The organism is Klebsiella spallanzanii, assembly GCF_902158555.1.
Taxonomy (GTDB): domain Bacteria; phylum Pseudomonadota; class Gammaproteobacteria; order Enterobacterales; family Enterobacteriaceae; genus Klebsiella; species Klebsiella spallanzanii.
The window spans coordinates 50420-68570 of sequence record NZ_CABGGS010000047.1 but is presented as its reverse complement, the minus strand read 5'-3'; the positions used below and the strand labels follow the sequence as shown (position 1 = coordinate 68570).

The following is an 18151-nucleotide window of genomic DNA, read 5'->3' as shown; positions in this document are numbered from 1 at the left end:
GTTTGAGCGAAATCAATAAACCATCTACCCATTCAGGGCAATATCTCTCTCGCAGGTGAATGCAACGTCAAGCGATGGGCGTTGCGCTCCATATTGTCTTACTTCCTTTTTTGAATTACTGCATAGCACAATTGATTCGTACGACGCCGACTTTAATGAGTCGGCTTTTTTTTGCGCTCTGATTGCCAGCTTCTACGCTTAATGGGTGTACCCGTCCATAACCGGGAGTCAATATGCGTTATCAGCCGCTAAACTCAATACCCATTCCACCTGAGCCCAACGAGCCGGTTCCTGTACCGGATCCAAGACCTCGCCCGCATCCGCTGCCTGACCCGCCGCCTGACGATGAACCGATTAAATTGTCGCATCGGGAGCGGAGATCTGCGAGGATACGCGCCAGCAGATTGTCCGCCCTTTAATGTAATGCGAGAAATTATTGTGACCGCTTTTTCAACTCTGAATGTTTTGCCTGCCGCCCAGCTAGATAACCTGAATGAACTGGGATATCTCTCTATGACCCCGGTTCAGGCGGCGGCTTTGCCCGCTATCCTTGCGGGTAAAGATGTGCGCGTGCAGGCGAAAACCGGCAGCGGTAAAACGGCGGCGTTTGGCCTCGGATTACTTCAGCATGTAGATGCTTCACTTTTCCAGACGCAGTCGCTGGTGCTGTGTCCAACGCGTGAGCTGGCGGATCAGGTCGCCGGCGAACTGCGTCGCCTGGCGCGATTCCTGCCGAATATTAAAATTTTAACTCTCTGCGGTGGTCAGCCCTTTGGCGCGCAGCGTGATTCACTTCAGCATGCGCCGCATATTATCGTCGCCACGCCGGGGCGTTTGCTCGATCACCTGCAAAAGGGCACCGTATCGCTGGATGCGCTGCAAACGCTAGTGATGGACGAAGCAGACCGTATGCTGGATATGGGATTTAGCGACGCCATTGATGAAGTGATCCGCTTTGCACCGGCTTCGCGCCAGACGCTGTTGTTTTCTGCTACCTGGCCAGAAGCCATCGCGGCGATCAGCGGTCGCGTACAGAACAACCCGCAGACCATTGAAATTGATGCCGTTGATGCCATTCCGGCTATCGAACAACAGTTCTTTGAAACTTCGCAACACGGTAAAATCGCGCTGCTGCAAAAGCTACTGAGTCAGCATCAGCCCGCCTCGTGCGTGGTGTTCTGCAACACTAAAAAAGATTGTCAGGCCGTTTGTGATTCGCTGAATGCCGCCGGACAAAGTGCACTGTCGCTACATGGCGATCTTGAACAGCGCGATCGCGACCAGACGCTGGTACGGTTTGCTAACGGCAGCTCGCGTGTGCTGGTGGCGACCGATGTCGCGGCTCGCGGGCTGGATATTAAGTCGCTGGAGCTGGTGGTGAACTATGAACTGGCCTGGGACCCGGAAGTTCACGTGCACCGTATCGGTCGTACCGCTCGCGCTGGAGAAAGCGGTCTGGCGATCAGCCTTTGTGCGCCGGAGGAGGCGCAGCGTGCGAATATTCTTGCCGAAATGCTGCAAATAAAGCTGAACTGGATGAACGGCCCGACGAATAACAGTATTGTGCCGCTGCAGGCAGAAATGGCGACGCTATGTATTGATGGCGGCAAAAAAGCCAAGATGCGCGCGGGCGATGTGCTGGGAGCGCTAACGGGTGATATCGGCCTTGATGGTGCGGACATCGGCAAGATCAACGTCTATCCGGCGCATGTCTACGTTGCCGTGCGTCAAAACGTGGCGCATAAGGCGTTTAAACAGCTGCAAAACGGAAAAATTAAAGGCAAAACCTGCCGGGTTCGTTTGCTGAAATAAGCGCGGAAAGTGCGTCTCAGGCAGAGGTCTGAGACGCGAGAGCATTATTTTACTTCTACCACGTTCAGGCGCAGTTCATCCAACTGCGCTTCATCTTCTTCCGGCTGCCATCCCGCTGGCTGCATCGGGATCTCTTCGCGATCGAACGCCAGGTCGCCGCCGTCAACCACCGCAGAACCGTGGTGAATCCCTTTAAAATCGAACAGGTTAACGTCGCTAAGGTGGGAAGGCACCACGTTCTGCATCGCGCTAAACATGGTTTCGAGGCGTCCCGGATAGCGTTTATCCCAGTCGCGCAGCATATCGCCAATCACCTGACGCTGGAGATTCGGCTGTGAACCGCACAGGTTGCACGGAATGATTGGGAACCCTTTTGCCTGAGAAAAGCGCTCGATATCTTTTTCGCGGCAGTAGGCCAGCGGGCGAATGACAATGTGTTTACCGTCGTCGCTCATCAGCTTCGGCGGCATACCTTTCATCTTCCCGCCGTAGAACATATTGAGGAACAGCGTTTGTAAGATGTCGTCGCGGTGGTGGCCCAGGGCGATTTTGGTCGCGCCCAGCTCCGCGGCGGTACGATAAAGAATGCCACGACGCAGGCGCGAGCAAAGCGAGCAGGTGGTTTTACCTTCCGGGATTTTCTCTTTAACTATACCGTAAGTGTTCTCTTCAACAATCTTGTATTCAACGCCCAATTGCTCAAGATATTCCGGCAGAATATGCTCCGGGAAACCCGGCTGCTTTTGGTCGAGGTTTACCGCTACCAGCGAGAAAGAGATCGGCGCGCTTTTTTGCAGATTGCGCAAAATCTCCAGCATGGTGTAGCTGTCTTTACCGCCGGAGAGGCAAACCATAATGCGGTCGCCTTCTTCAATCATATTAAAATCGGCGATCGCTTCGCCGACGTTACGGCGCAGGCGCTTCTGCAATTTGTCGATGTTGTATTTTTCTTTCTTACTAATTTCTTGATTTTGCAGCATTTAATAGTGGCTCAATTCATAGTGTGGCATCAGAAGAGCACGCGTTCTGCCAGCATTCTATCGGTTTTTTGCTGGTGCGTAGCATGTGGCGTGTATGGTACGGATTAGCGAGGGGAATGTCAGCACATTTAAGGTTAAATACCCCTGAGGGGGAAAGACAAAAAGCCCGCGCAACGGCGGGCTGAGGGGATTAGCGCACTACCAGCACCGAGCATTCGGCGTGACGCACAACGGCGGCGGCGTTAGAGCCCAGCAGATAGGTGGTAATATCGGGACGATGTGAAGAGATAATGACCAGGTCTGCCGGTAGAGACTTCGCCATCGCCAGAATTTTATCTTTTGGCGAACCCTCTGAAACGTGAAAGTGGATACGGTCTTCAGGGATATTAAACTTACTCACAATTTCCTTCAGCCGCGCTTCTGATTCCGCTTTCAGGTCATCCATCGCCGGTAGCTCAGCGGTGTAGGCCATTCCCAGCGAGGCGTAATAGGGCAGGGAGGGAATGACGGTCAGGAAATGCACCTCGGCATCATCGATTCTGGCTTCTGCTTCAACATGCTTGATAACGCGGTCAGTTAATTCTGTATCGGAAATATCGATGGGCACAAGAATCATTCTGTTCATAAAACCTCCTGTTTAAGTAACCACTAAAAGTGTAGGCCATCCAGGCGATTATTGTACATTGACCACAATCACACTTTTACTATCAGGCGCAGCGGCGTTCGGTAAATTTACCTTTGATGACGCCATCGTAAAAACGACCTTTAGAAACAACTTGCAGGAAATTACGGTAAATACGCGGCGGGACACCGATATACTGCAGCGTTTGGTTATCGCGAAAGCGTATTTCAAGAATGCCAGAGGACTCGTCGTAGGCGACGGAGGTGATTCGGGAAGATTTTACGGGCTGATGATTCATAACGGGCGTCCTCTACGGCTACGGCAGTTCTTGATAGCAATATATCATTCATCGGACGACTATTTTAAGGCATTAGATATATTGTTTTGATTTGACTGTGGCTGTTGGAGGGGGAAGAGAAGGAGAGAGCCCGCCGTTGCCAGCGGGCCTTAACATTAGAACTGGTAAACCAGGCCCAATGCTACAACGTCATCAGTAGAGATGCCTCTGTTAGAATAGAAGCTGTCGTCTTCGTCCAGCAGGTTGATTTTGTAATCAACGTAGGTAGACATATTACGGTTGAAGTAATAGGTTGCGCCGACATCAGCATATTTCACCAGGTCTTTGTCGCCATCGGTATTGCTCAGGTCTTTACCTTTAGACATCAGGAAAGAAACTGCCGGGCGCAGACCGAAGTCGAACTGATACTGAGCGGTCACTTCAAAGTTCTGCGTTTTGTTCGCGACGCCGTTACCGTTGCCGTACGGAGTCATGTTGCGGGTTTCTGAATACATGGTTGCCAGATAGATGTTGTTGGCATCATATTTCAGGCCAGTCGTCCATGCTTCAGCTTTGTCGCCGCCGGCAGTGGTCTGGGTCATCTGATCGTTGGTACGGTCAGAAGAGGTGTAAGCGGCAGCGGCGCTAATACCCATACCGAAATCATAAGAAGTAGACAGACCAAAGCCGTCGCCATTCGCGTTGCGCACGCTGCGGTCGCCGTTGTTGGTGCCTTCGCCGCTACCGGCGTTTTCATTTTTACCCTGATACTGCAGGGCGAAGTTCAGACCGTTAACCAGACCGAAGAAGTCGTTGTTACGATAGGTCGCGACGCCGTTAGCGCGGCCGGTCATGTAGTTATCTGCTTTGGTATAGGAGTCGCCGCCGAACTCTGGCAGCATATCGGTCCAGCCTTCTACATCGTACAGTACGCCGTAGTTACGACCATAGTCGAATGAACCATAGTTAGCGAATTTCAGGCCAGCAAACGCCAGACGTGTCCACGCCTGATCGCTTGAACTTTCAGTATTATTTGCCTGAACGTTATATTCCCACTGACCGTAACCGGTCAGCTGATCGTTAATCTGGGTTTCACCTTTGAAGCCAAAGCGAACATAAGTCTGATCGCCATCAGAATTATTATCATCAGAGAAATAATGCAGACCGTCTACCTTGCCATAGAGGTCCAGTTTATTTCCGTCTTTATTATAAATCTCAGCGGAGTGAGCAGCGCCGGCAGCTAATAATGCCGGGATAACGAGGGCCAGTACTTTTCTTTTCATTTAGACAATCCTTTAACTGTTTTTGTTTTAGCTTCCTCCAGGGAAGTGAACTCATGCTAAAGGAGCAAATTAAGATATGGTAAGTATCAATTGTTACGATATAAGTAAAATCTAAAACAAATAATACTAATGAAATGGTAATAATTGACGTGAATGGTTTAATGAAATGCATATAAAATAAAAATTATACATATCCGTTTTAATGCCGTACTATTCGCCCGTTATATGCCTTTTATTGTCATCCAAAAATTTACGTTGCCGTCCGTTCCTGAGAATGGTTTTTTATTGGTCGGTAAAATGACAAGCCCGAATTGATATTCGGGCTTTTTTTGTGTGCTTAAAAAAACATCTGTGAATTAGCTTTCGGTTGCCGGTTTTTCCACCTTGCCGGCCAGCTGCGCGAGGAAGTTATAGCGTTTCTGCAGATCCGCCGTTGCGTCCTTCCACAGCTGTTCCGCTACTTCCGGCTGCTGGGCATTCAGGCGACGGAATCGTTGCTCATTAAGAAGCGTCTCGGCCAGCGCATCTGACGGCGGACGGGAATCCAGCGCCAGCGGAAGTTTACCCTCATCAGCACGACGCGGATCAAAGCGATACAGCGGCCAGAATCCGGTTGCGGTCAGCTGGCGCATTTGGTCGTGACTTAGGGCCAGATCGTAACCGTGCTCTTCGCAAGGGCTGTAGGCGATAATCAGCGACGGTCCCGGATAAGCCTCTGCTTCCTGAATCGCTTTCACCGTCTGGTTAAGCTGAGCGCCCAGTGAAATCTGCGCGACGTACACATGGCCGTACATCATCATGCTGACGCCGAGATCTTTGCGCGCTTTGCGCTTGCCGTGTTCGCCAAACTTAGTGACCGCGCCCAGCGGCGTAGCCTTCGACGCCTGGCCGCCGGTGTTGGAATAGCACTGGGTATCGAGCACCAGAATATTGACGTTTTCGGTCAGGCTCAGGACATGGTCGAGACCGCCGAAGCCGATATCATAGGCCCATCCGTCGCCGCCGATCAGCCAGATAGATTTCTCTACCAGCGCATCGGCGTCTGTTAACAGTTCCTTCGCACCCTCTTCATTTGCCAGAACCTTACGCAGTTCGGCAACCTGTTCACGGCGCACCTCAGGCGTCGCTTCTGCATGCAGCGCGTCGTTCAGCTCCGCCGGAAGCTTACCTGCAAACTCTGACAGCAGGCGCATAACGCGCTGACGATGCTGATCGACGGTAAGGCGGAAGCCCAAACCAAATTCGGCGTTATCCTCAAACAGCGAGTTCGCCCATGCCGGGCCGCGACCGTTAGCATCCGTGGTATATGGCGTAGAGGGCAGGTTACCGCCGTAGATTGATGAACAACCCGTAGCGTTGGCGATCAGCATCCGGTCGCCGTAAAGCTGGGTCAGAAGTTTGATATAAGGCGTTTCGCCGCAGCCGGAGCAGGCCCCGGAGTATTCGAACAGCGGGCTGATCAGCTGCGAGGTGCGGATATCAATACGTTCCAGCTTGCTGCGGTCAATTTCCGGCAGGTTGAGGAAGTAGTCATAATTCACTTTCTCTTCTTCAACGTGCTCAAGGCGCGACATCATATTGATGGCCTTGATTTCCGGGTTCTGTCGGTCTTTTGCCGGGCACACTTCGACGCACAGATTACAGCCGGTGCAATCTTCCGGCGCGACCTGCAATACGTATTTCTGTCCGCGCATATCGCGGGATTTCACATCCAGAGAGTGCAGGCTGGTCGGGGCGTTTTCCATCGCTTCCGGGGAGACCACTTTAGCGCGGATCGCCGAGTGCGGGCAGGCGGCGACGCAATGGTTACACTGGGTGCAGAGTTCTTCCTTCCAGATTGGGATCTCTTCGGCAATATTGCGTTTTTCCCAACGAGTGGTGCCCATTGGCCAGGTGCCGTCCGGCGGCAGAGCGGAAACCGGCAGCGCGTCGCCTAGCCCTGCCAGCATGGCGGCGGTCACGGTTTTGACGAAATCCGGCGCGGCATCGGATACTACCGGCGGACGGTTCGGGCTATTGGCATCGACCTGCTGCAGCGGTACTTCCGCCAGCGATTCGCGGGCCATCGCCAGCGCCTGCCAGTTACGTTCCACCAGTTCCTGACCTTTGCTGCTATAGCTTTTGGCAATAGCGCCCTGCAGCTCCGCCAGGGCGTTATCGCCCGGCAGGATTTGCGTCAGGTGGAAAAATGCCATCTGCATAACGGTATTAATACGCGCGCCGAGGCTGCATTCGCGGGCGATTTTTGCCGCGTTGACGACATAGAAGCGTGCTTTTTTCTGATTCAGCGTTGCCTGCACTTCCTGCGGCAGACGCGACCAGACTTCATCAGCGCTATAAGGCGTGTTGAGCAGGAAAATACCGCCGGGCTTCAGCCGCTCGACCATCTGATACTTGTCGATAAACTGCAACTGATGGCAGCCGACGAAATCCGCCTGCGAAATCAGATAAGAAGAACGAATCGGCTTCTCGCTGACGCGCAGGTGCGAAACCGTCAGGCCGCCGGCTTTTTTCGAGTCATAGACGAAATAGCCCTGCGAGAACCACGGCGTTGAGTTACCGATAATCTTGATGTTGTTTTTGGTCGCCGAAACGCTGCCGTCGCTGCCGAGACCGTAGAACAACGCTTCCAGCTTCGCTTCCGAGGGCAGGGTATTTTCCACCAGCGGCAGGGAAAGGTTGGTCACGTCGTCGTAGATGCCAACGGTAAAGCGCGGCTTAGGTTTGGCGGCGCTCAGTTCGTTGAAGATCGCCAGCACGCACTCCGGGCCGAACTCTTTGGACGACAGTCCATAACGACCGCCGATGGTGCGTGGCAGAGTTTCGCGCTCGCCGCGATTGAAGGCTTCCGCGAGGGCGGTCATCACGTCGAGATACAGCGGTTCCGCCTGAGCCCCTGGTTCCTTAGTGCGGTCCAGAACCGCGACGGCGCGGGTGCTTTCCGGCAGGACTTCCAACAGATGAGCGGCGGAGAAGGGGCGGTAAAGACGAACTTTCAGCACGCCGACTTTTTCGCCGCGGCTCAGCAGTTCTTCAACCACTTCTTCACAGGTGCCAATTGCAGAGCCCATGATCACAATGACGCGTTCTGCCTGCGGATGACCGTAGAACTCAAACGGCTTGTACTGGCGCCCGGTGGCAGCGGCGAAATCGTCCATCGCGGTTTCAACGTGCTCGTAGACCGCGTCGTACCACGGGTTAGTTGCTTCGCGGGACTGGAAGTAAGTGTCCGGGTTAGCCGAGGTGCCGCGGATCACCGGATGTTCCGGATTCAGCGCGCGCTGGCGATGTTCATCGATTTTGTCCTGCGGCAGCAGGCTGCGGAGGGTATCGTCGGCCAGCGGAGCGATTTTGTTGATCTCGTGCGAAGTGCGGAAACCATCAAAGAAATGAATAAATGGTACCCGGCTTTGCAGCGTCGCGATGTGCGAAATCAGGGCAAAATCCTGCGCTTCCTGGACGCTGCTGGCGCAGAGCATCGCGCAGCCGGTCTGACGCACGGCCATCACGTCTGAGTGATCGCCAAAGATAGAGAGCGCGTGGGTGGCCACGGTACGCGCAGCGACGTGCAGAACAAACGGCATTAGTTGGCCAGCCAGTTTGTACAGCGTCGGGATCATCAGCAGTAAGCCCTGCGATGAAGTAAAAGAAGTCGAGAGGGCGCCGGTTTGCAGCGCGCCGTGTACGGCGCCAATGGCCCCGGCTTCCGACTGCATTTCGACGACGCGGGGAACGTCGCCCCAGACGTTTTTCAGCCCGTTGCCAGCCCAGGCGTCCGCTTGCTCTGCCATCGTTGAGCTGGGCGTAATCGGGTAGATGGCGATAACTTCACTGGTGCGAAACGCGACTGAAGCGACCGCGCCATTACCGTCGATAGTGATCATATCAATACTCACATTGCTTAATGTTTGATAAAAAATATTTTTATGTTCAGAGACGCAATCTGAACACTTGTTCATGCGTTCTCCGGAACTCGCCTGTCGTGATTCCATGACACCTTAGACGTTCATTTTTCGCTTGCCATATGGTCAGTGGTACGCTGCCCGCTTGGTTTCTGACAGGGTTACTTTGTTTGCGGCTAACAGCTTAAGTATAGACGCCACAGGAACATGATTTTTTGATCTCCGGTGGCTACAAAATCCATAGTTTAGATAAATTAATTCAACTTATTGCATAGGTGTTCATGTATGAACGACACCCTACACCAAAATCGAAGGCTTCATTTTTCCATAAGTAGCAATGTTGCCGATCTCCGTTCGGCACCAGGAAGATGATGAAGCGTGGACATTGATGATAATTACCTGTAGGTAATTTTATGAGCGTTTGCTATATTTTGCCCATCTGAGGGTAAATGACGTTAAAATCGCTCCTATGGACAAATACGAAATCCGGCGGCAACGCCTGCTCTATATCCGCGATAATTTATGTGGCGGAAAAGCCGTTGATGTGGCCCGAACTATTGGTCGGGAGCCTTCTTATGTCTCACGGATGCTCTACCCCGAAGGTAAGAAGCAAAAGAAAAGGATAGCTGACGAGATGGTCGAACTTATTGAATCTTCATTCAATCTGCCGCGTGGATGGATGGACGGTATTACCGGGAGTATTGATAGCGTGGGCGAACGAGTGGAAAATTCACCACAGATACAATACGTTATTGAAGTTCTGGATGCACAAGCCAGCGCCGGATCCGGTTGTATTGTCTCAAGTGAAGTTGATGAAACCGTCAGCAGTATCACCTATGACTCCGTCGGCGCGCTCAGGCTTTTTGGTAACCGGCCCGCAGAGCATATCAAAGTGATCACGGTATCCGGCGATAGCATGTCAGGCACGATTGAAACTGGCGACTATATCTTTATTGATGTCTCGAAAGACTACTTCGAGGGTGACGGCATCTATGTCTTCTCATTTAAAGGCGCGGTTCTGGTGAAGCGTCTTCAGTTCACGGCGGAAGGGCTGCTGGTTCATTCAGATAACAGCAAATATGCCGACTGGACGATTGGCGAAAGCCATGAACAGTATCTGAAGATTATCGGCCGCGTTATCTATAGCCACAGCGTTAAACGCTTTGTTTGAGTGTAGTTGTCTGCACGCTCAGGCGTGCAGATGCGTTATGTTAGTGCCTTGTTGAGAAGGCTCCACGGACTCCGCTATCAGGGTTGCTTATGGCATCGCATGGGCAACACTTGTACTCTTCCATCCCCTTTGCGACTCTCCTGTCAAATGAGTTACATGTAAAAATCCTTTTTTTTTCATGTGATTACAAGTTTTAACAGAAAAATATACCCACAGGTATTTATTTTTGAATAACCTTTAGGTATCTTTATTTCATCAACACGATTTACCTCAATCATCCTGATGATGAGATACAACGATTCAGTAATGAATCTACGTGGCTGAAAAGCCAGTTTCCTCAAATAATGAACTTTGGGATGGGGTTTTCAATAAGGCTCGTTTAAGCGAATGTCTCCGCTATGACCGTACCACCAAAGATCATTAAGGAGGCCGCTATGTCCCGTCGAACCGCGTTTAAAGGTTCTGCAGCGGGCCGACGCCGTGAACGTCGCTCGCACTTGCAAAATCCTGAAACCCTCACTGCAGACGTTCTGCATCGACCGACGCCTGGTCGCGCTCAGATTCAGGCCAAAGGAGTACATCATACGCCGGACTCTATTGATAACGCTGTGCCAATAAAATTTATTGCTCAGGATGCTATCTGGCAACGTGAAGAATACAAACGCCAAATTGAGCGAGCGGCAATTATTTATCAACAAGAGTTCGGGCATAAATATATAGAATCCGCTGACTATCTTTGCCATCGGGCGATCTATGCACTTGGTTTACAAAAAAGAAAGAAAATTACGGCGAGGTAACCATAGTGTAAGTATGAAAAATTACTCTGCACTTCGGTATTCACCATCATCACTCACAGTGAAAGAAGGGAGGATAAATGTCTGATCCTGTTTCCGGTACATCGCTAGTTGTTGCTGGTGGATTAATGGGAGCTGGTATGTTTGGGTTGGTAACAGGTATTGATTATGGCGTTGTTTTTGGGGCTTTTGCTGGTGCGGTATTTTATGTGGCAACTGCGGTAAATATTACCCGCTTTCGATTGGCCGCTTATTTCATGACTTCCTTTATTGTTGGTGTCCTGGGAGCCGGGTTAATCGGGACGAAACTGGCATCCTGGACAGGGTATAGTGAAAGGCCATTAGACGCGCTGGGCGCGGTGCTGATATCTGCACTTATTATTAAGATCCTCACGTTTCTGAATAATCAAGAGCTAACCGATTTATACAAAATATTAACCCGGCATAATAATGAGCGTCCGAATGGAAAATAACCTTCCCGCGTTGGTTAATTCAGTTCTCTGTGCTTTTATTACCCTGAATTTGATGCTATATCGCCGTTCTCAGTACAGAAGATATCGGCCATGGGTATCATGTACAGCCTATTTACTGGTGGTTACTTACGCAAGTATACCGTTTCGCTATTTATTCGGCTTGTATGAGTCGACCCACTGGTTGGTTGTTGTGGTCAATTTTTTTGTTTTTATTACTGTATTTCGTGCGAAAGGGAATATTGCACATTTAATCGACATACCCTAAATAATTCGAGTTGCAGGAAGGCGGTGACGCAGGGAATCCCCAGGAGCTTACTCAGGTAAGTGACTGGGGTGAGCGAGGAAAGCCAACGCACATGCAACTTGAAGTATGACGGGTATAAATGAGGCATGTATGAACAAAGATGACATTTTTAATACCATTTTGGATAAGGAGGGCGGTTATGTAAATCATCCGGATGATAAAGGCGGTCCGACAAACTGGGGAATTACTCAGGTGACCGCCCGGGCCCATGGCTATGATGGCGATATGCGAAAGCTGACGCGCCAGCGAGCGCTGGATATTCTCAATGCTGACTACTGGATTGCGCCCCGGTTCGATCAGGTTGCTGACATATCTGCCACTATCGCTGAAAAGTTGTGTGATGCCGGTGTCAATATGGGACCGTCATTACCGAGCAAGTGGCTTCAACGATGGCTAAATGCTTTTAATCATCGAGGAATGCTCTATCCGGATCTCATCTCTGATGGAGTTATTGGCCCCAGAACCTTAAATGCGTTGAGTCTTTATCTTATCCGCAGAGGGAAAGAGGGAGAGAACGTATTACTTCGAGCACTGAATTGTAGCCAGGGACAGTATTATCTGGAGCTGGTTGAAAAGTATGATTCCAATGAATCATTTGTATATGGCTGGATGAAAGCGAGAATAGCTATTTAATATTTAATGACGAATCTCTGAATGCGATTAATTCAAACGTTATACTACTATGATTAGTACCGTAACTGTCACCTGGAGAAAATAAATGTATACATCTAATGATTTAACTCTTTCAATGTTTTACTCATCCACTGTTGCCGAGGAAACAGGGAATAAAATTGTAACGCTCACTGTTCAAACTGTTGGGCCATCGGCGGAGGTTCTACAAATCAGTAAGCTGCATTGCATTACTGATGAAAATAAAACGAAGCATTATAGTATTGGCGAGCAGTTCGTTGCTAATGGCTCCGACCCTCTTCTGACTTCGATCGAAAGTTGGTGCCGTGATAACTCAGCAACTTTAATTCAAGAGTTAATGCTTGAAGTTATGGAGTTTATTTTTAGTAATATTAATCAAAATGCGACGTGGATTGGTCAGTATGGCATGAAGATTTTTGAAAATGAACCATTAACAAAACGCATCCCTGATAGCGTATTGCATAATGGCAGCTCAGAAAATTCATAATAAATTAAAATGCTTTTGGTTTTAAACGTAATAATTATGATGCATAACAATAAGTCATAATTAAACAAACTGATTTTTATAAAGTGTATTCTAAAATTTAAATATTAATAATGGAGATATTATTATGGCTTTTGCTCTGCCTAATGGCTCGACCGTTTTTGTTGGCTCCGGTCTGAGTAATCCAGTTTCAGTCAGCGCGGTTTCCAATGGCGAAGGGGCTATTTTTACCGTTGCTGAAAATCATAACCTTAAGGTCGATGATGTCGTGCTTATTTCTTCGGGATGGGGACTTATCGATGGTTTAGTTGCCAGAATCACCGCGCAAACAACAAATAGCGTGACCATTTCGGTTGTTAACTCTAGCGATAGGAATTTTTTCCCTGTTCATGCCGGTAGCGGGAAATTACAGAAAATCACTGAATGGACTGAGATTCCACAGATTACGGAAGTCGCGCAATCAGGTGGTGAACAACAGTATGCGCAGGTACAGTTTCTGGCAGACGATCGCCAGCGTAATATTGGCACCTTTAAGGCGGCAAAGAATCAAACCTTCACGTTAGCCCATGATGCTTCTTTACCGATCTACAATGTGTTGAGTATGGCGGATCGTTATGGTCAGGTTTTACCGCTACGCATGTATGTTCCTAATGCGAAAGAATATCGCTATTGGTCCGGTGTTCCGTCATTTGATCCGCAACCGGTAACGGCCGTGAATAGTGTTGAAACCGTACAAGTCGCGTTTTCCATTCATTCGCGGGATATTACCTTTTACAAATCGGAAGATTAATACTTCTCCTTGTAATTAAATTTAACCGGGCTCCTGCGGGAGCCTTTTTAAGGGTACTTATGAGCGCTATCTTCAAATTACAACCTGAACCTGTTTTTAAAGCGGATGTCATTATTCCCCGAGCTGGTGAAGACGACGGAGTACTGAATTTTACATTTAAGCATCGGCCAATAAAAGAGCTGGCAGAACTTGAAAATATTGACGAGAAAACCGCCAGTGATTATTTACTGGAGATCGTCGATGACTGGGCATTATCTGAACCCTGTACGCGAGAGAATATGGGAACACTGATAGATAACTATCCGGGGGCGGTTAAAGCAATAATGACCACCTATTATCAGGAGCTGACAGGGAATCGCGAAAAAAACTGATTGCGGTTGCTTCTGCATTCTATACGCCTGAACCATCAGCGGATGAGCTGAGCGCATTTGGTCTGACAGCCGAAGACTATGACGATGTTGTTATCAACGTCTGGCCTGATATCTGGCCTGCATTTGTAGTCTTTCGCGCGGCCAGTACGCAGTGGCGCACCAGCCCGGGAGGGGTCATCGGTCTGGATTATAATGTCCTTGCATGGCTCATGAGGGTTTATGATGTAGCTGACGAGGTAACCGCAATAAACGATCTTCAGATAATGGAACGGGTGGCGTTGAATATCCTGAATAAACTACAGAACTAGTCAGGATTTTTATCGGAAGGATGTTCTATTTATTCATCAACTTAAACCAGGCTATCGTCTGGTTTATTCTTTCAGGAGAAATTCAATGGCGGGTGATACAACAATAACACTGCGCATGAATAACAGTGAGCTGGAAAAAAGCAACCGACTTCTGGATCAATATCAACAGAAAGTCACTGTTGCCAGCCGGAAAAGTGAAGAGTTTAATAAGACTTTTCGTGCCGCAACAGATATCCAGAAAAAACATACGGATGGCCTGAAAAGGCTAATGCAGACGTTACCTCTTCCTCCGGCCAGAATGGGGTCAATACTTCAGGATATGGCAAAGAAGTCGGAGAATGAGGCCTACAATATAACGACAGGTCCTAAGAGTTACTGGGATTCAATAACAGGGATGGGCAGTATTTCAAACGTCGCGGTGGGTAATACGTTAATACCTTTCCTACCTGGCACAGAGAGAGAAGATAATTCCGGCAATAGTAAGAAAGATGTGGATAAGAGTGATTGGCTCGGCGGTTTAATGGCTGGAGCCAAAGAGGCGTGGGACAAATTCCTCGCGGATGGTACAAATGTTCACGGAAAGTTAAAGGAATTAGCCAAAGACGCTTTTAGCTCAATGGGGAACTCGCTGGTGGAATATATAACCACAGGAAAGGCGAACTTTAACGATTTCCTGATGACCTTTCTGAAGGGAACGTTGAAGATGCTTAGCCAATTATTGTTGGTAAAAGCCATGCAGGCTTCCTTTAACGCGATGTCGAATTCCGGCATTGGTTGGGTAGCATCCATCGGTAAAGTTTTCACTGGCCATTCCGGAGGCGGATATACCGGAGACGGTGGTAAATATGAGCCAAGAGGGATTGTTCATGGCGGTGAATTTGTTTTTACCAAAGAGGCGACCTCGGCGATAGGGATTGGCAATCTTTACGCCATGATGCGCGGCGCACAAGGGTATGCGGGTGGCGGTTATGTGGGAACGGCATCGATGCAGGGACTGGGTTCTTTTGGCGCAGGGCCACTTACCGTTCAGACCTCAGTACTTATTCAGAATCAGAGTTCAGAAGCGCAATCGACCGACAATAATGGTGCGGTGAATCGCGCCTGGCAGCAGACTATCGATCGTTCAGTGCGTGCTGGCGTGGCGAATGAATTGAGGCCGGGTGGCCTTATTTGGAATGCAAACCACGCGCGTTAATTTTTTGATTCCCGGAGATGATATGGCAATAGAAACTTTTACCTGGCGAACACAAATACAAGCGGGTTTGCAAGGCGATTTTAATTTTAACGTCCGTGAGGCCAGTTTTGGTGATGGCTACCAGCAGATCGTGGGTGATGGCATTCATTCTGAAAAACAAACCTGGCCGGTAACATTGACCGGCGAAAAGGAAGAGATATTAGCGGTGCTCGAGTTTATGCGCCGCCATGTCACGAAGTCGTTTATCTGGGATTCACCAACGGGTGAATCTGGACTTTATCGCGTCAGCCCCGACTCATTAAAGCTTTCACCATTATCAAGTCAGGTCATGACGGTAACCGCCACATTTAACCAGGCATATGCACCATGATTACAGCTGATTATCAAAAACTTGAACCAGGGAGTGAAATACGCTTGCTGGAGATTGATGGCAGCGTCTTTGGAATGGATGACGTCTTATATTTCCACGGACATAGCATCGCTCATAGCGAGGCCGAGATTCTGGCTGCGGGCGGCGATGAGACTCGTTTACCTGCCAAACCCATTTGGTGGCAAGGAAATGAATATATGCCATGGCCTTGTATTATTGAAGGTATTGAATCTACTACCGGTGGTCGGGACGCGCAGCCATCGCTTAAGGTGGCAAATATTGACGCTTCGATTACTGCTCTATGCCTGTATTACGATGATCTGGTACAGGCGAAGGTGACAATCCACGATACTCTGGCAAAATATCTTGATGCACGTAATTTTCCTGAGGGGAATGCGGCTGCCGATCCCACGCAGGAAAAAAGAAAGGTCTTTTTTATTGATGCCAAAAGTGAAGAAACGAATGAAGCGATTGAGTTTACTCTTGCCAGCCCAATGGATTTGCAAGGGGTCATGATCCCAACTCGCCAGCTACATTCTATCTGTACCTGGTGTATCAGAAATAAATACCGCAGTGGTGATGGCTGTGATTATGCCGGTCAGCGATATTTTGATAAAAATAATATATCTGTTACCGATCCGGCGATGGATGTCTGCAACGGTACTTTATCAGCCTGTAAATTACGCTTTGGTGAAGACAACGAGTTACCTTTTGGTGGTTTCCCCGGCACGTCTTTAATTCGGAGCTAATATGCGCCAGAAGGTTATCAGGGCTATTCAGGAGCATGCCCGGCAGGAGTATCCTCGTGAGTGCTGCGGTGCGATTGCGCAAAGAGGAAGGGTAGAACGCTATTTTCCCTGCCGTAACATTGCTGACGATCCACAAGAGCATTTTGTCCTTGCGCCGGAGGATTACGCTCAGATAGAGGATTGGGGCACCGTCACGGGGATTGTGCACAGCCACCCTGATGCTACGACCCAGCCAAGCGAATTGGATAAGGCTCAGTGTGACGCGATGTTGCTACCCTGGCATATCTTTAGCTGGCCGGAAGGTGATCTCCGTACGATTTATCCTCGAGGGGAGCTGCCGCTATTGGAGCGCCCGTTTGTTCTTGGCCACTATGATTGCTGGGGATTGGTAATGAGTTATTTTCGCCAGCAGCATGGTGTTGAGTTGACGGACTACCGGGTGGATTATCCGTGGTGGGAAAATGACTATCCTGATAACTTTTATCATGATTGCTGGTATGAATGCGGATTTCGCGAGTTTTCTGGCCCGCCGCAGCCCGGTGATATGATTATCATGCAGGTGCAGGCGAATAAATGGAATCACGCAGGTATTCTCCTGGAGGGAAATATGCTACTACATCATCTGTATGGTCATTTGAGTCAGCGGGTACCTTACGGTGGATACTGGCAGGAAAGAACGGTGAAGATATTGCGTTATAACAGCTTGGGTTGAATGCTTGAATAGCGACGATGAGTTGTGAATGTCTTTTTATCTTAAGCCATAGCATGTCTATTTATTAATTATTATCTTCCTCTTAAACCAAGAGGTTTGAGATGATTTTCACGCTTAACGCTAGTGTCTATACATTGTATATCTAAGGTTTTTTATTCATGGTGAAATGGAATTATATTTTCTTATTATCGCCAAAATAAAACCACAGACAGAGAGAGTATCTATCTATGCAAGAACGTATGGTCAGGATCGAGCTGGGTGGTATTTTGGGTAAACAGTTCGGTAAATCGCATTGTCGGATGGTAGCGACAACTTCCGAAGCGATACGCGCCTTATGTTGTACTATAAATGGATTTGAAAAATTCATGAACAACAGCAAGGCAATGGGTTTAACATATGCAGTATTTAAAGGAAAGGAAAATATTAGAGAAGATGATATACCTTTCCCAATAAATGATAACGTAGTACGAATTGTTCCTGTTGTCATCGGTAGTAAAAAGGCTGGCGTCTTACAAACGATATTAGGTGTGGCTTTGATTGCGATTGCTTCAATCGCGACAATGGGGGCAGGAGGCGTATTGGCCGCTATGGCAGCTGGCTCTGGTTGGGGGAGTGTTGCAATGCTGGGCGCCTCAATGGCGCTTGGCGGCGTGCTTCAGATGCTTTCCCCTCAGGTTCCAGGGTTAGCCAGCCAACAATCCCCTGAAAATAAAGCATCTTATGCCTTCGGTGGTGTGACAAATACAACTGCTCAGGGATATCCGGTGCCGCTGTTATACGGCAAGCGGCGAATCGGTGGCGCAATTATTACCGCTGGAATTTATGTAGAAGACCAGCAGTAAAATATCTGGTCCCTCTCTTTTTCTGGCCACCTTCGGGTGGTTTTTTTATGGACATAATATC

21 protein-coding genes are annotated in these 18151 nt (G+C 49.1%); 16 read left to right on the top strand and 5 right to left on the bottom strand.

Annotated elements, in window-relative coordinates:
• Window positions 1-233: 233 nt before the first annotated feature.
• The gene (ynaL, locus tag FN082_RS30415; RefSeq protein ID WP_289177103.1) at window positions 234-419 is read left to right on the top strand and encodes a proline-rich small protein YnaL; all 186 of its coding nucleotides are present in this window, start codon (window positions 234-236) and stop codon (window positions 417-419) included.
• A gap of 19 nt (window positions 420-438) precedes the next feature.
• Complete coding sequence (gene dbpA / locus FN082_RS28615) at window positions 439-1812, top strand: ATP-dependent RNA helicase DbpA (RefSeq protein WP_142982805.1); 1374 nt, start codon at window positions 439-441, stop codon at window positions 1810-1812.
• 44 nt (window positions 1813-1856) lie between these two features.
• Here dbpA and ttcA read toward each other — a convergent pair whose 3' ends face one another.
• The 5 genes from ttcA to nifJ all read right to left on the bottom strand — a co-directional run bounded on the left by ttcA (window position 1857) and on the right by nifJ (window position 8858).
• Window positions 1857-2792: a tRNA 2-thiocytidine(32) synthetase TtcA gene (ttcA, locus tag FN082_RS28610; RefSeq protein WP_139538030.1), complete on the bottom strand. Its 936-nt coding sequence runs from the start codon at window positions 2790-2792 to the stop codon at window positions 1857-1859.
• 190 nt (window positions 2793-2982) lie between these two features.
• Window positions 2983-3417: a universal stress protein UspF gene (gene uspF, locus FN082_RS28605; RefSeq protein ID WP_139538031.1), complete on the bottom strand. Its 435-nt coding sequence runs from the start codon at window positions 3415-3417 to the stop codon at window positions 2983-2985.
• Window positions 3418-3499: 82 nt separating this feature from the next.
• Entirely contained in the window at window positions 3500-3712 is a 213-nt protein-coding gene (locus tag FN082_RS28600; RefSeq protein ID WP_110273436.1) for a KTSC domain-containing protein, read from the bottom strand.
• 155 nt (window positions 3713-3867) lie between these two features.
• A complete protein-coding gene (ompC, locus tag FN082_RS28595; protein ID WP_142982804.1) occupies window positions 3868-4974 on the bottom strand; it encodes a porin OmpC in 1107 nt (368 codons plus the stop codon).
• Between the two features lie 356 nt (window positions 4975-5330).
• Window positions 5331-8858 carry a pyruvate:ferredoxin (flavodoxin) oxidoreductase gene (nifJ, locus tag FN082_RS28585; RefSeq protein WP_142982897.1) on the bottom strand — a complete coding sequence of 1176 codons (3528 nt, stop codon included), beginning with the start codon at window positions 8856-8858 and terminating at the stop codon, window positions 5331-5333.
• A gap of 487 nt (window positions 8859-9345) precedes the next feature.
• On the opposite strand from nifJ, the gene FN082_RS28580 reads away from it, so the two are divergent.
• The 14 genes from FN082_RS28580 (at window position 9346) to FN082_RS28515 (ending at window position 18090) form a co-directional block, all read left to right on the top strand.
• Window positions 9346-10047: a S24 family peptidase gene (locus FN082_RS28580; protein ID WP_185932173.1), complete on the top strand. Its 702-nt coding sequence runs from the start codon at window positions 9346-9348 to the stop codon at window positions 10045-10047.
• Between the two features lie 434 nt (window positions 10048-10481).
• Window positions 10482-10844 carry a transcriptional antitermination N peptide gene (locus tag FN082_RS28575; protein ID WP_142982803.1) on the top strand — a complete coding sequence of 121 codons (363 nt, stop codon included), beginning with the start codon at window positions 10482-10484 and terminating at the stop codon, window positions 10842-10844.
• Window positions 10845-10921: 77 nt separating this feature from the next.
• A complete protein-coding gene (locus FN082_RS28570) occupies window positions 10922-11314 on the top strand; it encodes a phage holin family protein (protein WP_139538035.1) in 393 nt (130 codons plus the stop codon).
• Window positions 11304-11579, top strand: a complete 276-nt coding sequence (locus FN082_RS28565; protein WP_139538036.1) for a phage holin family protein — start codon at window positions 11304-11306, stop codon at window positions 11577-11579. The genes FN082_RS28570 and FN082_RS28565 overlap by 11 nt, the downstream gene beginning before the upstream one ends.
• A gap of 129 nt (window positions 11580-11708) precedes the next feature.
• Window positions 11709-12251: a glycoside hydrolase family 108 protein gene (locus tag FN082_RS28560; RefSeq protein WP_139538037.1), complete on the top strand. Its 543-nt coding sequence runs from the start codon at window positions 11709-11711 to the stop codon at window positions 12249-12251.
• Window positions 12252-12336: 85 nt separating this feature from the next.
• Window positions 12337-12756 carry a hypothetical protein gene (locus FN082_RS28555; protein WP_139538038.1) on the top strand — a complete coding sequence of 140 codons (420 nt, stop codon included), beginning with the start codon at window positions 12337-12339 and terminating at the stop codon, window positions 12754-12756.
• A gap of 124 nt (window positions 12757-12880) precedes the next feature.
• Entirely contained in the window at window positions 12881-13543 is a 663-nt protein-coding gene (locus FN082_RS28550; protein WP_139538039.1) for a phage tail protein, read from the top strand.
• A gap of 59 nt (window positions 13544-13602) precedes the next feature.
• The gene (locus FN082_RS28545) at window positions 13603-13914 is read left to right on the top strand and encodes a phage tail assembly chaperone (RefSeq protein ID WP_139538040.1); all 312 of its coding nucleotides are present in this window, start codon (window positions 13603-13605) and stop codon (window positions 13912-13914) included.
• The gene (locus FN082_RS28540) at window positions 13911-14222 is read left to right on the top strand and encodes a DUF1799 domain-containing protein (protein WP_328592369.1); all 312 of its coding nucleotides are present in this window, start codon (window positions 13911-13913) and stop codon (window positions 14220-14222) included. Before FN082_RS28545 ends, FN082_RS28540 begins: the two co-directional genes overlap by 4 nt.
• Before the next feature lie 85 nt (window positions 14223-14307).
• Window positions 14308-15417, top strand: coding sequence for a phage tail tape measure protein (locus FN082_RS28535; protein ID WP_142982802.1), 1110 nt, complete (start codon window positions 14308-14310; stop codon window positions 15415-15417).
• A 22-nt stretch (window positions 15418-15439) separates the two neighbouring features.
• Window positions 15440-15787: a phage tail protein gene (locus FN082_RS28530; protein ID WP_139538042.1), complete on the top strand. Its 348-nt coding sequence runs from the start codon at window positions 15440-15442 to the stop codon at window positions 15785-15787.
• Window positions 15784-16536: a phage minor tail protein L gene (locus FN082_RS28525; RefSeq protein ID WP_142982801.1), complete on the top strand. Its 753-nt coding sequence runs from the start codon at window positions 15784-15786 to the stop codon at window positions 16534-16536. The genes FN082_RS28530 and FN082_RS28525 overlap by 4 nt, the downstream gene beginning before the upstream one ends.
• 1 nt (window position 16537) lies before the next feature.
• Window positions 16538-17248 (top strand): C40 family peptidase, encoded by a 711-nt coding sequence (locus tag FN082_RS28520; RefSeq protein ID WP_142982800.1) that lies wholly within the window; start codon window positions 16538-16540, stop codon window positions 17246-17248.
• Window positions 17249-17475: 227 nt separating this feature from the next.
• Window positions 17476-18090 carry a tail assembly protein gene (locus FN082_RS28515; protein WP_142982799.1) on the top strand — a complete coding sequence of 205 codons (615 nt, stop codon included), beginning with the start codon at window positions 17476-17478 and terminating at the stop codon, window positions 18088-18090.
• Window positions 18091-18151 lie beyond the last annotated feature (61 nt).

What these genes read in the sequence shown, in the direction of transcription:
- ttcA (WP_139538030.1), bottom strand. Translation starts at nt 2,792, where the DNA reads ATGCTGCAAAATCAAGAAATTAGTAAGAAAGAAAAATACAACATCGAC.
- FN082_RS28565 (WP_139538036.1), top strand. Translation starts at nt 11,304, where the DNA reads ATGGAAAATAACCTTCCCGCGTTGGTTAATTCAGTTCTCTGTGCTTTT.
- FN082_RS28580 (WP_185932173.1), top strand. Translation starts at nt 9,346, where the DNA reads ATGGACAAATACGAAATCCGGCGGCAACGCCTGCTCTATATCCGCGAT.
- ynaL (WP_289177103.1), top strand. Translation starts at nt 234, where the DNA reads ATGCGTTATCAGCCGCTAAACTCAATACCCATTCCACCTGAGCCCAAC.
- FN082_RS28575 (WP_142982803.1), top strand. Translation starts at nt 10,482, where the DNA reads ATGTCCCGTCGAACCGCGTTTAAAGGTTCTGCAGCGGGCCGACGCCGT.
- FN082_RS28525 (WP_142982801.1), top strand. Translation starts at nt 15,784, where the DNA reads ATGATTACAGCTGATTATCAAAAACTTGAACCAGGGAGTGAAATACGC.
- ompC (WP_142982804.1), bottom strand. Translation starts at nt 4,974, where the DNA reads ATGAAAAGAAAAGTACTGGCCCTCGTTATCCCGGCATTATTAGCTGCC.
- FN082_RS28560 (WP_139538037.1), top strand. Translation starts at nt 11,709, where the DNA reads ATGAACAAAGATGACATTTTTAATACCATTTTGGATAAGGAGGGCGGT.
- FN082_RS28530 (WP_139538042.1), top strand. Translation starts at nt 15,440, where the DNA reads ATGGCAATAGAAACTTTTACCTGGCGAACACAAATACAAGCGGGTTTG.
- FN082_RS28600 (WP_110273436.1), bottom strand. Translation starts at nt 3,712, where the DNA reads ATGAATCATCAGCCCGTAAAATCTTCCCGAATCACCTCCGTCGCCTAC.
- FN082_RS28545 (WP_139538040.1), top strand. Translation starts at nt 13,603, where the DNA reads ATGAGCGCTATCTTCAAATTACAACCTGAACCTGTTTTTAAAGCGGAT.
- uspF (WP_139538031.1), bottom strand. Translation starts at nt 3,417, where the DNA reads ATGAACAGAATGATTCTTGTGCCCATCGATATTTCCGATACAGAATTA.
- FN082_RS28520 (WP_142982800.1), top strand. Translation starts at nt 16,538, where the DNA reads ATGCGCCAGAAGGTTATCAGGGCTATTCAGGAGCATGCCCGGCAGGAG.
- FN082_RS28515 (WP_142982799.1), top strand. Translation starts at nt 17,476, where the DNA reads ATGCAAGAACGTATGGTCAGGATCGAGCTGGGTGGTATTTTGGGTAAA.
- FN082_RS28535 (WP_142982802.1), top strand. Translation starts at nt 14,308, where the DNA reads ATGGCGGGTGATACAACAATAACACTGCGCATGAATAACAGTGAGCTG.
- nifJ (WP_142982897.1), bottom strand. Translation starts at nt 8,858, where the DNA reads ATGATCACTATCGACGGTAATGGCGCGGTCGCTTCAGTCGCGTTTCGC.
- FN082_RS28570 (WP_139538035.1), top strand. Translation starts at nt 10,922, where the DNA reads ATGTCTGATCCTGTTTCCGGTACATCGCTAGTTGTTGCTGGTGGATTA.
- FN082_RS28550 (WP_139538039.1), top strand. Translation starts at nt 12,881, where the DNA reads ATGGCTTTTGCTCTGCCTAATGGCTCGACCGTTTTTGTTGGCTCCGGT.
- FN082_RS28555 (WP_139538038.1), top strand. Translation starts at nt 12,337, where the DNA reads ATGTATACATCTAATGATTTAACTCTTTCAATGTTTTACTCATCCACT.